The sequence below is a fragment of the Alishewanella longhuensis genome (assembly GCF_014653435.1).
GTDB lineage: Bacteria > Pseudomonadota > Gammaproteobacteria > Enterobacterales > Alteromonadaceae > Alishewanella > Alishewanella longhuensis.
The window spans coordinates 516,856-530,098 of sequence record NZ_BNAO01000002.1 but is presented as its reverse complement, the minus strand read 5'-3'; the positions used below and the strand labels follow the sequence as shown (position 1 = coordinate 530,098).

Annotated in this window: 14 protein-coding genes; 10 read left to right on the top strand and 4 right to left on the bottom strand. The window is 45.5% G+C overall.

Going from position 1 to position 13,243, the window contains the following annotated elements:
- The first annotated feature begins 112 nt into the window (after positions 1 to 112).
- Positions 113 to 1,477, top strand: a complete 1,365-nt coding sequence (locus tag IE163_RS06480; RefSeq protein WP_189431423.1) for an AmpG family muropeptide MFS transporter — start codon at positions 113 to 115, stop codon at positions 1,475 to 1,477.
- Here the strand turns inward: IE163_RS06480 and IE163_RS06475 are convergent.
- The 4 genes from IE163_RS06475 to IE163_RS06460 form a co-directional block, all read right to left on the bottom strand.
- Positions 1,474 to 1,794, bottom strand: a complete 321-nt coding sequence (locus IE163_RS06475; protein ID WP_189431421.1) for a hypothetical protein — start codon at positions 1,792 to 1,794, stop codon at positions 1,474 to 1,476. The two genes, IE163_RS06480 and IE163_RS06475, sit on opposite strands and share 4 nt — an antisense overlap.
- A gap of 116 nt (positions 1,795 to 1,910) precedes the next feature.
- A complete protein-coding gene (locus tag IE163_RS06470) occupies positions 1,911 to 2,492 on the bottom strand; it encodes a peptidylprolyl isomerase (protein ID WP_189431419.1) in 582 nt (193 codons plus the stop codon).
- 10 nt (positions 2,493 to 2,502) lie between these two features.
- The gene (locus IE163_RS06465; RefSeq protein WP_189431417.1) at positions 2,503 to 3,054 is read right to left on the bottom strand and encodes a YajG family lipoprotein; all 552 of its coding nucleotides are present in this window, start codon (positions 3,052 to 3,054) and stop codon (positions 2,503 to 2,505) included.
- Positions 3,055 to 3,056: 2 nt separating this feature from the next.
- Positions 3,057 to 4,232 carry a methyltransferase gene (locus IE163_RS06460; RefSeq protein WP_189431415.1) on the bottom strand — a complete coding sequence of 392 codons (1,176 nt, stop codon included), beginning with the start codon at positions 4,230 to 4,232 and terminating at the stop codon, positions 3,057 to 3,059.
- A gap of 226 nt (positions 4,233 to 4,458) precedes the next feature.
- Between IE163_RS06460 and IE163_RS06455 the strand changes: the two genes are divergently transcribed.
- The 9 genes from IE163_RS06455 (at position 4,459) to IE163_RS06415 (ending at position 13,237) form a co-directional block, all read left to right on the top strand.
- Positions 4,459 to 4,788 carry a BolA family protein gene (locus IE163_RS06455; protein ID WP_189431413.1) on the top strand — a complete coding sequence of 110 codons (330 nt, stop codon included), beginning with the start codon at positions 4,459 to 4,461 and terminating at the stop codon, positions 4,786 to 4,788.
- Positions 4,789 to 4,874: 86 nt separating this feature from the next.
- The gene (gene fabV / locus IE163_RS06450) at positions 4,875 to 6,068 is read left to right on the top strand and encodes an enoyl-ACP reductase FabV (RefSeq protein ID WP_189431411.1); all 1,194 of its coding nucleotides are present in this window, start codon (positions 4,875 to 4,877) and stop codon (positions 6,066 to 6,068) included.
- 263 nt (positions 6,069 to 6,331) lie between these two features.
- Positions 6,332 to 7,669, top strand: coding sequence for a Na(+)-translocating NADH-quinone reductase subunit A (locus IE163_RS06445; protein WP_189431409.1), 1,338 nt, complete (start codon positions 6,332 to 6,334; stop codon positions 7,667 to 7,669).
- Between the two features lie 2 nt (positions 7,670 to 7,671).
- Positions 7,672 to 8,877, top strand: a complete 1,206-nt coding sequence (locus IE163_RS06440) for an NADH:ubiquinone reductase (Na(+)-transporting) subunit B (protein WP_189431407.1) — start codon at positions 7,672 to 7,674, stop codon at positions 8,875 to 8,877.
- Entirely contained in the window at positions 8,870 to 9,664 is a 795-nt protein-coding gene (locus IE163_RS06435; RefSeq protein WP_189431405.1) for a Na(+)-translocating NADH-quinone reductase subunit C, read from the top strand. The genes IE163_RS06440 and IE163_RS06435 overlap by 8 nt, the downstream gene beginning before the upstream one ends.
- Complete coding sequence (locus IE163_RS06430) at positions 9,657 to 10,289, top strand: NADH:ubiquinone reductase (Na(+)-transporting) subunit D (protein ID WP_189431403.1); 633 nt, start codon at positions 9,657 to 9,659, stop codon at positions 10,287 to 10,289. The genes IE163_RS06435 and IE163_RS06430 overlap by 8 nt, the downstream gene beginning before the upstream one ends.
- 10 nt (positions 10,290 to 10,299) lie before the next feature.
- Positions 10,300 to 10,908, top strand: a complete 609-nt coding sequence (gene nqrE, locus IE163_RS06425; protein ID WP_189431401.1) for an NADH:ubiquinone reductase (Na(+)-transporting) subunit E — start codon at positions 10,300 to 10,302, stop codon at positions 10,906 to 10,908.
- A 19-nt stretch (positions 10,909 to 10,927) separates the two neighbouring features.
- A complete protein-coding gene (gene nqrF / locus IE163_RS06420; protein WP_189431398.1) occupies positions 10,928 to 12,154 on the top strand; it encodes an NADH:ubiquinone reductase (Na(+)-transporting) subunit F in 1,227 nt (408 codons plus the stop codon).
- Between the two features lie 69 nt (positions 12,155 to 12,223).
- A complete protein-coding gene (locus IE163_RS06415) occupies positions 12,224 to 13,237 on the top strand; it encodes an FAD:protein FMN transferase (RefSeq protein WP_189431397.1) in 1,014 nt (337 codons plus the stop codon).
- Positions 13,238 to 13,243: the final 6 nt, after the last annotated feature.

Genomic DNA, 13,243 nt, shown 5'->3' with positions numbered 1-13,243 from the left:
CAGGCATTATTGGTGCTATTGGGCTTAATTGTGGCATAAAGTGCCGTTAGTACTTGACCTCTGGAAGCAGCCAGATAAGCTAGAGCAAAATACTCTGAAGCAGGAATCGTCGTTGTCATTGCTCAAAGCCTGGACTGAATCACTGCAAATTTATTATCAGCGCCGTGTTCTTATCATTTTTTTGCTGGGCTTTTCCAGCGGACTGCCGATGGTATTGGTTTTTGGTACCTTGTCGTTCTGGTTACGTGAGGCGGGGGTCTCTCGAGCAGAAATTGGTTATTTTAGCTGGGTGGTGCTGGCTTACAGTGTGAAGTGGATATGGTCACCGCTGGCTGATCGACTGCAAATCCCTTGGCTGTATGCTTTACTTGGCCGCAGGCGCAGCTGGCTGCTACTCTCACAATTTGCCGTAATGCTCGGCATTTTGGGGATTTCATTTTCTGATCCGCAGCAAGACTTAGCCTTAATGGCAATATTTGCCGTGATGCTGGCTTTTTCCTCCGCGACACAGGACATTAGTGTCGATGCTTTTAGAATTGAAAGTGCCCCTGAGCAGATGCAGGCTGCGCTGGCAGCGGCCTATTTATTGGGATATCGGCTGGCCATGATCCTGGCATCTGCAGGTACTTTATGGCTTGCGGCGATCTTTGCTGGCAGCCCCGAATATCAGCTGCATAGCTGGCAACAGGCTTACAGTGTTATGGCACTCTGCATGCTGCCCTGTATTATTACAACGTTATTATGCAAAGAGCCTACTAATAGTTTGATGGTAACGCCGTCTACAGAAGGTAGCCACCTGCAGCGCTTTGTCAGATGGCTTAAACTTGCTGTTGTTTCCCCTTTTACCGACTTTTTTCAGCGATATCGCTGGCATGCAGTATTAATTTTAGCGTTAATCGCTAGCTATCGAATGAGTGATGTCATTATGGGCGTGATGGCGAATGCATTTTACGTCGATATGGGCTTTAGCAAGGAGGAAGTGGCAAGTATATCTAAGGTTTATGGCGTGATCATGACCCTGGTAGGTGCGGCACTGGGTGGTGTGTTGTTGAACAAGTTTGGTACTTTGAAAATACTTTTTCTGGGTGCCTTACTTAGCGCTGCAACCAATTTACTGTTTTCATTGCTTAGTGTGATAGGTCATGATGTATTTTGGTTAACTATGGTGATTTCTGCTGACAATCTAAGTGCCGGCATTGCGACCAGCGCCTTTATTGCTTACTTATCATCGCTGGTGAATTTGGCTTATACCGCAACGCAATATGCCGTTTTCAGCTCCCTGATGCTATTGCTGCCCAAGTTTATTGGCGGGTTTTCCGGTCAGTGGGTAGAGACGATAGGTTATAGCCAATTTTTTATATTGACCGCGCTATTGGGGATACCGGCACTGATACTGATAGTCTTGCTGGGTTATAATAAACTAGGCGGTAGCTCGCAAAAAATAACGCCAGAACCGTCGTCAGACAAAGGGTCTTAAGGGCGAAGTCCTACACAGTTAACTGGACGTTGTCCTTTGCCCACTAAAAAACCCAGGCAAAGTTGTAAGTTGCGCTTCAGCTTTTTATTCTGCCGCAGTTGCTGTTCTGGCCAATATTCTAGTTGATGCAACAGATGCCAAAACACCCTTTCTTGATAAGCGGGGGGAGATAGCGGTCTGTTATTGAGCGCAGCCCATTCTTCCAGCGTATCCCAAATAAACAAATGCAGCTCGTGATGAGGCAGTTGGCCTCGCAAAAAACGCGAGGCATAAAACACGAGTTGCTGTGATTTTTCGTCAATAAAGTTCTTTGCCATGTTCACACTCCCGGCAATTGCCGGTGACCGCTAGCGACGCACCGTAATTGGAGTATAGTCAAAGAACAACTAACTGAGTTATTGCGAACAAAATTTATTTACACTCTTTGTGACTATTACTCTTGGGGTAATAGCAACACCATTTTCAGTAAAATAGGCTCAATGGGCACATCCGGCCAACCGAGCTTCTCTGAAACAGCTGTTTCCAACTGCTGGATTTGCTCTAGTACTTCCATACCAGAGACGACTTGTCCGAAAACAGCATAGCCCCAGCGACTTCCCGGATCCAGACTAGTATTATCGTTCAGGTTGAAATAAAACTGGCTGCTAGCGCTGTGCGGGTCGGCAAGTCTGGCCATGGCAATACTACCAATTTGATTTTTTAAACCATTTCCAGACTCGTTGAAAATAGGTTTTAAGGTATCAATTGCTTTGAAATCCGGGTTGTAGCCGCCACCTTGTAATACAAATTCAGGGATAAGCCGGTGAAATACCGTATTGTTGTAGGCATTTTTTTTCACATAGCTCAAAAAGTTATTTACGGTAAGTGGCGCCCGGCTGCGATCCAGTTCTACCACTATCTCACCATGTGAAGTAATAAACTTCACCCTGGGGAACAGGTTGTCAGGCTGCATAAACTGACCGGCATTGAGTGACGTGCAGCAGAATAGCAACAAACCTAGCCATAGTTTTTTCATAGTCTCTCCGTTAGTTTAATGCAGCTTTCCAAGCAGGGTCTTGCAACAGCTGATTTAACACTTGCTCGGTTAGAATACGTAATTCACGTTCTACTGCAGCTAAATCGACTTTAAACGGAGCGGTGTAGCTGCTGTCACCGGCATAAGATTTACTAAAGGTGCCGTTGTCGCTTTGAATAAAAACGGTAAGTGCAACCTGGTTTACCACCTGGTGGTCTAAAGGTCGCTGCAGTACATTTGCTTGCAATTGATTCATTTGAATTTTTAGCTGCACACTATGTTGGTTATTGATAATTGCGCCTTTGTCCCGCAACGCATTAGCAACAGTTTCTTCTATTTGCAAACGAACATCGTTGCTGGTGCGATAATTGTTTTCGTTGTTACCCTGTTTAATCGTCAAGCTTTGTGGTCTGGGGCGCATATCAACGACACCAAAACTAAACTGAGCTCCTTGCAGTTCAGTAGCTTGTGGCCAAAAAACCTGAGGAACCACCATAAATGATGGTACTTTGGTCGCGCAACTGGTTAGCACTAGCAGCGCAATTAGCAATAGATAGCGCATAGTTAACTCCTTTTGATAGATTCTAAGATTACAAATTTAGGATTAGCAGCCAGTTGTTGGCAATGCCCGAAGAGCTTTTCTAATTGTAGTCGGTAGGGCAGGTGTCGATTTGCCACGATCCGTAACCGGCCACCGGTTTTTAGCACCCGTTTGGCATCACGAAACATTTGCGATGCAATATGGGTGGTTACCGCCGTTTGTTGGTGAAAGGGCGGGTTGCAAATCACCCAATCAGCAGAGTTATCTGCTTGTTGGGTGAGGCAGTCATCTGCAACAAACTGGCACTGGGCCATTTGCGTTGGGAGGTTCTCGGCAATACTGGCGTGCGCCGAGGCCACGGCCATATAAGACTCATCACATAATACCAGGTGGCAATCAGGCTGTTGCTGCAACAGTTGTAAACTGAGTACACCATTACCGCAACCTAAATCTATTACTGTGCTGCCGGCGGCGACACGGGGTAAGTGTTGTAAGAAAAAACGAGCACCAATATCTAATTTTTCCCGTGCGAAAACGTTGGCGTGATTCACTAGCGTAAAATGGCTGTCATCCAGTGGCCAACGTAGCGGAAAGTTAAGTTGTGGCCTGGCTAATGCAGCCTGAAATGTTGTTTCAATATAACGGCATTTCTTAATGGTAAGCGATGCTTGGGTAGGGCCGATAAATTGCGTGAATAATGCGAGGACATTACGGTTGATGTCTTTCGCCTTAGCTGCTACCAGTAAAGTGCTCTGCGGTGTCAGCACCTTACTAAGCGCCGCTAATTGAAACGCCAGATAACTATGATTAGCAGGTAGTTTAAAAAGCACCAACTGAGGGTTTTCTGGTAAGGGATCCAAACTGTTTAGTTCGATAATCTCATTACTTGGTAAAGTATTCTGAGCTCGGTTATGACGACAAGCTAGCTGCGACAATACGGAGTCTTGCACCAGGTGTTGTAGCGTGGAGCCGGGTGTGGCAGAGCCGATTGCACAAGAAAGCGCGCCAAAAGCATCGTTTAAAATCAGCACCCTGACCGGTGTTTGCTGTGATGCTTGTAACGACGCACAAAGGGGCAAAGCCTGTTCCAGGATTAGCTCATCAGCGGCATCCCAGGCTTGCAAACTGTGATTGGGCTGGGTTAAAGGCCAGCGATGCAACCTTAGCTGGGTTGCACCAAAAGTAAACTGCGTATTCATAATGATATCAGTGATGATTTAAGACAGCTATTCTGACATGGGTGAAGCAGGGCGACAACTGCTAAGCTCTGTGGGCTTGTAGCTAAGAAAAAAAGGATAAATTAATTTTACCTGTTACGGTATTGGTTTAGCAGAGTTTGACTAAAGTCGCTGTCGTTTTCACAGGACAAAGCAGCAGAGCTTGGCTAAAATAAACATAAGGGATGACAACAGGAGCGGAACTAAGATGTTAATCCATACTGCAATAGAGCAAAAGTTACTGGATGCTTTTAAACCGGTGTTTTTAGATGTGATCAATGAAAGCGCCAATCACAATGTGCCTGCGGGCTCAGAGTCTCATTTTAAAGTAGTAATAGTGACACCAGCCTTTGATGGCATGCGTTTATTACAACGCCACAGAGCAGTAAATGCGATTGTCGCTGAAGAGCTAGCTGAAAAGATTCATGCTTTAGCTTTGCATACCTATACCCCTTCAGAATGGTATGAATACTATGCTGAAAAGCCGCCGGCTTCGCCGAAGTGTTTTGGTGGTAGTAAAATAGAAAAAGCATCCTAAGGGATGCTTTTTGCTGATCCGACCTGTTTTTTGCGTTAAAGTTTTACACTAGCGGCACTTTAATAACGACAACAGCAGGACTTCTTATGGTTATTCAACCAAAAATTCGCGGTTTTATTTGTACTAATGCACATCCAGTTGGCTGTGCTGAGCATGTTAATGAGCAAATCGCTTATGTAAAAGCGCTGGGCCCGGTGGCAAATGGGCCGAAAAACGTGTTAGTGATCGGTGCTTCAACCGGCTATGGTTTAGCTTCCCGCATCACTGCTGCTTTTGGTTCAGGGGCAAACACCCTAGGCCTATTCTTTGAGAAAGAGCCGACAGAGAGCAAAACGGGTTCCGCAGGCTGGTATAACACTGCTGCCTTTGAAGCCGCTGCCAATGCTGCCGGTTTATGGAACAAGCACCTGAATGGTGATGCTTTTACCGACGAGCTAAAGTCGCAAGCTATTGATATTATTCGTAGCGAAATGGGTAAAATTGACCTTATCGTTTACAGCCTGGCAGCGCCACGTCGTAAAGATCCAGTCAGTGGCGAAGTTTACAGTTCTGTGCTGAAACCTATTGGCCAATCTTACACCGCCAAAAACCTCAATACCTCCAAACGAGAAATCGAAGAAGTCTCGGTCGAGCCTGCCAATGACGACGAAATCTTTAATACCGTAAAAGTAATGGGTGGGGAAGACTGGGAACGTTGGTTAAGTCAGTTAGATGCAGCCGGTGTCCTGGCGGAAGGTTGCCAAACCGTGGCCTATACTTATATTGGCAAAGAGTTAACCTGGCCTATTTATGGTAAAGCAACCATTGGTAAAGCAAAAGAAGATTTAGATCGTGCCGCTGCTGCTATTACTGCGAGCTTAGCGGACAAAAAAGGTAAAGCTTACGTTGCATCTCTGAAAGCTTTGGTAACCCAGGCTAGCTCTGCTATACCTATTATGCCGTTATATATATCTTTATTGTATAGGGTGATGAAAGAAGAAGGCAGCCATGAGGGATGCATTGAACAGATTAATGGTTTGTTCCGTCAGGGGCTTTATGCAGCAGCACCCGTGCTTGATGAAGCAGGACGTTTACGGATGGACGGGAAAGAATTAAGCGATCATGTGCAGCAAACGGTGAAAGCGCTGTGGGAACAAGTTAGTACTGAGACCATAGACACTTTGACCGATTATGTTGGCTATCATAACGAGTTTTTACGACTTTTTGGTTTCGGTTACCAGCATGTTGACTATGACGCTGATGTCTCGCCAGTAAGGCCATTGCAAAACTTGGTAAATTAGTCGTATTGACATTGTAAAAGCCGCCGTTTGGCGGTTTTTATGCACCTGATACTAAGGGATTGTTATCAGCCAAAGACTGGATAATTTTTGGTATATAGCATGGATACACGCCGCTATTAGTGCTAGAATTCGCGACTTTGATACGTGTATCTGGTCAACTTTTGTGCAATTGCAGGCAGCATAATATGGAGACCAGGTGTGCTGCGTTTAAGCAGCTGAAAAACTAGGCCCTGTTTCTTCCCAAAATAGTAGTGCAAGTACGTATGATAAAACTCAAAAAAGGCTTGGACATTCCCCTTGCAGGCAGTCCTAAACAAGAGATCACTACGGGCAATACCATTACAACTGTCGCCGTATTAGGTGAAGAGTATGTAGGTATGCGTCCGACCATGGCGGTCGAAGTGGGCGATAGCGTGAAAAAAGGTCAGGTGCTTTTCGAAGATAAGAAAAACCCTGGCGTGAAATTCACAGCCCCTATTGCTGGTACGGTAAAAGAAATCAACCGTGGCGCCAAGCGGGTATTGCAATCTGTAGTGATTGCAGCCGAGGGTGATGCGGCTGAACGTTTTACGCAGTATTCAGCTGATCAGCTAGCGACGTTAACTCCAGAGCAAGTTAAGCAGAACTTAAATGATGCGGGTTTATGGGTTGCATTCCGTACTCGTCCATTTTCGCAATCTCCTGCTTTGGATAGCACTCCAAAAGCCATTTTCGTTAATGCAATGGATTCTAATCCTCTTGCAGCTGACCCAGCCGTTATTATTGGCGCGGAAGCTGAGGCGTTTACCCAAGGTTTAACGGTGATTTCACGTTTAACTGAAGGTAAAACCTATCTGACGAAAAAAGCCGGTGTTACTGTTCCGTCAGTAGCTGCGGTGACGGTAGCTGAGTTTGATGGTCCGCATCCGGCTGGTTTAGTGGGTACCCATATTCACTTTTTAGATGCAGCAAGCAGCAAAAAAGTAGTGTGGCATATCGGTTATCAAGACGTGATTGCAATCGGTAAGTTATTTACAACAGGTGAGCTTAATAGTGAGCGTGTTGTTGCCTTAGCCGGTCCTGTAGTGAAATCGCCACGTTTAGTAAAAACCTTGCTGGGTGCCTCTGTTAGTGAGCTAACTGCAGGTGAACTTAGCGAAGGTCAAAACCGTACTATTTCAGGCTCAGTACTTTCAGGTACTACCGCAAATGGCGTGCATGGCTATATTGGCCGTTTTCATACGCAGGTTTCTGTGCTGGCCGAGGGCTTTGAAAAGCACTTCCTGGGCTGGATTACTCCAGGCGCAGAGAAGCACTCAGTCACTCGCGCTTATTTAGGCCATTTAAGCCCGAAAAAGCTATTTAACCTGACAACAACGACTAACGGTTCGTCGCGCGCCATGGTACCTATTGGTAACTATGAGCGGGTAATGCCGCTAGATATCCTGCCTACGCTGTTACTGCGTAACCTGATTGCTGGCGACACAGATGAAGCACAAACCTTAGGCTGTCTGGAACTGGACGAGGAAGATTTAGCTCTGTGTACTTATGTATGTCCGGGCAAATATGACTACGGCACCATTCTGCGTGACTGCTTGACTACCATCCAGAAGGAAGGCTAATCATGAGCTTAAAGCATTTTTTAGAGCGCATTGAACCGCAATTTGAGAAAGGCGGTAAATACGAAAAGTGGTACGCTTTATATGAAGCCGTTGCTACTGTTCTCTATACTCCTGGCTATGTAACGAAGAATGGTACACACATTCGTGACAGCATCGACCTGAAGCGTATTATGATCTTTGTGTGGCTGGCATTATTCCCGGCGCTCTTCTTCGGAATGTACAACATTGGTCATCAAGCATCGCTTGCCTTAGCACAAGGTTTTGCTACGCCAGATACCTGGCAGGTTGCGATTTTCTCTGCGTTAGGCGGAGAGTTGGCAGCCAATTCAGGTTGGGGCGTGAAGATGTTCTACGGCGCCGTCTGGTTCTTACCTATTTACGCCGTGACCTTTATTGTTGGTGGTTTCTGGGAAGTATTATTCGCTTCGGTGCGTAAGCATGAAGTGAATGAAGGCTTCTTTGTTAGCTCCATCTTATTTGCGCTGATTCTGCCGGCAACTATTCCATTATGGCAGGTTGCTTTAGGTATTACCTTCGGTGTGGTAGTGGCGAAAGAAGTGTTCGGTGGTACTGGCCGTAACTTCTTAAACCCGGCATTAGCAGGTCGTGCCTTTTTATTCTTCGCTTACCCGGCACAAATTTCGGGCGATGCGGTATGGACTGTAGCTGATGGCTATTCAGGTGCTACCTGGTTAAGCAAAGCACAAATGGGTGAGTTAGATTACGCCGCAAATACTCAACTATGGTGGGATGCGTTTTTAGGCTTTATCCCTGGTTCTGTAGGTGAAACTTCAGTATTAGCGTTGTTAATCGGTGGTTTAGCACTCATTTACTTCCGTATTGCTTCTTGGCGCATTGTGCTGGGCGTGATGGTTGGGATGATCTTAACCAGCTATTTATTTAACGCGGTTGGCTCAAATTCAAACCCATTATTTGCTATGCCTTGGCATTGGCACTTAGTGCTGGGTGGTTTTGCCATTGGTATGTTCTTTATGGCAACTGATCCGGTATCAGCGTCGTTCACCAACCAAGGTAAATGGGCTTACGGTATCCTGATCGGCTTTATGGTGATTATGATCCGTGTAGTAAACCCTGCCTATCCTGAAGGTATGATGTTAGCTATTTTATTCGCTAACCTGTTTGCACCTTTATTCGATTTCTTCGTGGCGCAAGCCAATATCAAGCGGAGGCTGGCACGTAATGTCTAGTAATAACGACAGCATCAGCAAAACGCTGATCGTAGTAATTTCTTTATGTCTGGTATGTGCCATTGTGGTTTCCACTGCAGCAGTGCAGTTACGGCCAACGCAACAGGCTAATAAAAAGTTAGATTCACAGGTCAATATTCTACGTAGCGTAGGCTTATTAGAGGGCAGTGCACCTGCCGCGAGAATTGCTGAATTGTTCGGTAAACATATCGAAACACGTTTAGTTAATTTACAAACTGGTGAGATCGATGCTAACTGCGATAGAGCCTGTGCCGAAGCTTTTGACTATCGCAAATCGCTGAAAGAAGGCAGAGCCTTGGCTGCAACAGATGATGTTGCGTCTATTCGTCGCATCTCTGAGCGAGCGCCGGTGTATTTGACCTACGATGAAAATCGTAATTTGAAAGCCATAGTATTGCCAGTTCATGGTTATGGCCTGTGGTCAACCATGCATGCCTTTTTAGCGTTGGAAACAGATGGTAATACCATTATCGGTTTAAACTACTATGAGCAAGGCGAGACGCCAGGTTTAGGTGGGGAAATCGAAAATCCGCGCTGGAGAGCGCAGTTTGTTGGCAAGCAGTTAACAAACGACGCAGGCGAGTTAGCTCTGACTATTTTAAAACCAGGCAACGCAGATCCACAATCAGCTTATCAGGTAGATGGTTTATCAGGCGCTACGCTAACAGCTAATGGTGTGCAAAATACCTTTACTTTCTGGATTGGTGAGAGTGGTTTTGGTCCATTCTTAACTAAAGTGCGTCAAGGAGCCTTAACCAATGGCTAATGCAAAAGAAATTAAAACCGTATTGTTTGGACCGGTTTTTGCCAATAACCCTATCGCTTTGCAGGTATTAGGGATCTGTTCGGCGCTGGCGGTAACCACGCAGATGACCACTGCCTTGGTTATGTGCTTAGCACTGACCTTTGTAACGGCATTCTCGAACTTGTTTATCTCTACTATTCGCAATCATATTCCATCTAGTGTGCGGATTATTGTGCAAATGACCATTATCGCTTCGTTGGTAATTGTCGTTGACCAATTTTTAAAGGCTTATGCTTATGACTTATCTAAGCAGTTATCGGTATTTGTGGGTTTAATTATCACTAACTGTATCGTAATGGGCCGCGCAGAAGCCTATGCCATGAAGAGCACGCCAGGTATGAGTTTCCTGGATGGTATCGGTAATGGTTTAGGTTACAGCGTGGTGTTACTGGTAGTCGCCTTTATTCGTGAATTAGGTGGTTCTGGTTCGGTATTTGGCGTGCAAATTATGCCGTTGATTAGCGAAGGTGGTTGGTATCAGCCAATGGGTATTCTGTTAATGCCACCAAGTGCCTTTATCATTATTGCTGGCTTTATCTGGGTACTGCGTACTTACCGCCCAGAGCAAGTAGAGAAGAAGGCATAAGGAGCGATAAATGGAACACTATATTAGCTTATTTGTACGTGCCGTTTTTATTGAAAACTTGGCATTAGCATTCTTCTTAGGGATGTGTACTTTCCTGGCTGTTTCGCAAAAAATTAAAACGGCTTTTGGTTTGGGTGTTGCGGTAATCGTGGTTTTGGGTATTTCAGTACCGGTAAATAACCTGGTGTATGCTAACTTGTTAGCGCCAGGTGCTTTAGCATGGGCAGGCTTCCCGGATGCCGACTTAAGCTTCCTGGGCTTTTTGACCTATATCGGTGTTATTGCGGCTCTGGTACAAATTCTGGAAATGACCCTGGATAAATATTTCCCAGCGCTTTACAACGCTCTGGGTATTTTCCTGCCGTTAATTACCGTTAACTGCGCTATTTTTGGTGCAGTAGCCTTTATGGTTGAGCGTGATTATAACTTTGGCGAAAGCGTCGTGTTTGGTTTAGGTAGTGGTGTAGGTTGGGCATTAGCCATTACGTTATTAGCCGCAGTGCGCGAGAAGCTGAAGTACGCTGATATTCCAGGTGGCTTACGCGGTTTAGGGACTACCTTTTTGGTAGTAGGTTTAATGGGATTAGGCTTTATGTCTTTCTCTGGCGTTCAACTATAAGCAGTAGAGGAATTACACAATGCAAGAGATTTATCTTGGCGTTGGCATGTTCACTGTCGTGGTACTGGCGCTGGTATTTATTATTCTGGCAGCCAAGTCTAAGCTGGTGGCCAGTGGCGATATTACCATCAGTGTTAACGGTGATCCGAGCAAAGCCATTAAAACCAAAGCCGGCGGTAAGCTATTAAGCGTATTAGCAGATAACGGCATTTTCTTATCATCAGCTTGTGGTGGTGGTGGTTCTTGTGGTCAGTGTCGTGTGCACGTACATGAAGGTGGCGGCGAAATTCTGCCAACAGAACTTGGCCATATCACTAAAGGTGAAGCCCGTGAAGGCTGCCGTTTATCCTGTCAGGTGAACGTGAAAACCGATATGGATATCGAAGTTGAGCCAGAAATTTTTGGTATCAAGAAATGGGATTGCTCTGTTATTTCTAACGATAACAAAGCCACCTTTATTAAAGAGTTAAAGTTACAGATCCCAGATGGTGAATCTGTACCGTTCCGCGCTGGTGGTTATATTCAGATTGAAGCACCAGCACACCATGTTAAATACCAGGATTTTGATATTCCTGCCGAGTACCGTGGTGATTGGGAACGCTTTAAGTTCTTTACTCTGGAATCGAAAGTAGATGAGCCGACGATTCGTGCATACTCTATGGCGAACTATCCGGAAGAAGAAGGCATTATTATGCTGAACGTGCGGATTGCTACGCCGCCGCCAAATAACCTGACTTTACCTTGCGGTAAGATGTCATCCTTTATTTGGTCTTTAAAAGAAGGCGACAAAGTCACAATCTCCGGTCCATTTGGTGAGTTCTTCGCCAAAGAAACGGAAGCTGAGATGGTGTTTATCGGTGGTGGTGCCGGTATGGCACCGATGCGTTCGCACATTTTCGACCAGTTACGCCGCTTAAAATCTAAGCGTAAGATCAGTTTCTGGTATGGTGCTCGCTCTAAGCGCGAAATGTTCTATGTGGAAGATTTCGATATGTTAGCGGCTGAGAACGAAAACTTTGTTTGGCATACTGCACTTTCAGATCCACAACCAGAAGATAACTGGACGGGTTATACCGGTTTTATTCATAACGTAATTTATGAAAACTACCTGAAAAACCATAAAGCACCAGAGGATTGTGAATTCTACATGTGTGGTCCGCCGATGATGAACAAGGCGGTAATCAACATGCTGAAAGATTTAGGCGTAGAAGACGATAACATTCTGTTAGACGACTTCGGTGGTTAATCTTTCGCGAAAGCGGTAAAATATCAGGGGTGACGCTAGTCACCCCTTTTTTTATCTGGAGTTTTGTCCATGGGCGTACTATTACGTTGTTTCTCATTCATGTCGTTATTGTTGCTGGTTGCCTGTCAACCTAATACTCATCCGCGTGAGTATCAGGTTGAAGGTAAAACCATGGGTACATACTATGTGGTTAAATTTTATGCAGAGCAACAGCCAGATTTAATTGCGCTGCAACAAGAGCTAGATATTGAACTCGAGTTAATTAACGATCTCATGTCAACCTATAGGCCTGAATCTGAATTAATGCGTTTTAACCGCCAGCAGACAACAGAGCCGGTGCAGCTTACGCCACAAACTGCCGGCGTGATTGCCGAAGCTATTCGTATTGGTCAGCAGAGTGAAGGTATTCTAGATGTAACGGTCGGCCCCTTAGTAGAACTTTGGGGCTTTGGTGCCAAAGGACGCATTATCCGCGCTCCAGAGCAAGCAGAGCTAGAGGCCATTCGTGATTATGTGGGTATAGACAAAATATCGCTAGAAGGGACTTGGTTACGTAAGTTAGAACCTCGGCTAGCTATTGATCTGTCGACCATTGCTAAAGGTTATGGTGTAGATCGGTTAGCAGAAATTTTACTTACTCATGGTTACCAGAGTTTTATGGTTGATATCGGTGGCGATATGCGGGTGGGTGCTGTTAAGCCCACTGGCCCATGGAAGATCGCTGTTGAGAAGCCTGTCAGCCAAGAGCGCTCAGTGCAGCGCATTTTAGCGCTTAGCAATGTATCTTTAGCCACATCGGGTGATTATCGCAATTATTTTGAGGAAGACGGCATTCGTTATTCTCACCTGATTGATCCTCGCAGCGGTAAGCCTATTCAGCATAAAACGGTATCCAGTACTGTACTGCATCCGGCCGCTATTACTGCCGATGCTTACGCCACTACTTTAAATGTATTACCGGCAACTGAAGCGCTGGCCTTTGCCAACCAACACAGCATTGCAGTATTGCTTATTGTAAAAACTGAGCAAGGCTTTGAGGAGCTTTATTCAGAAGCCTTTAAACCCTATTTAACTGAAAATTGAGGTGTA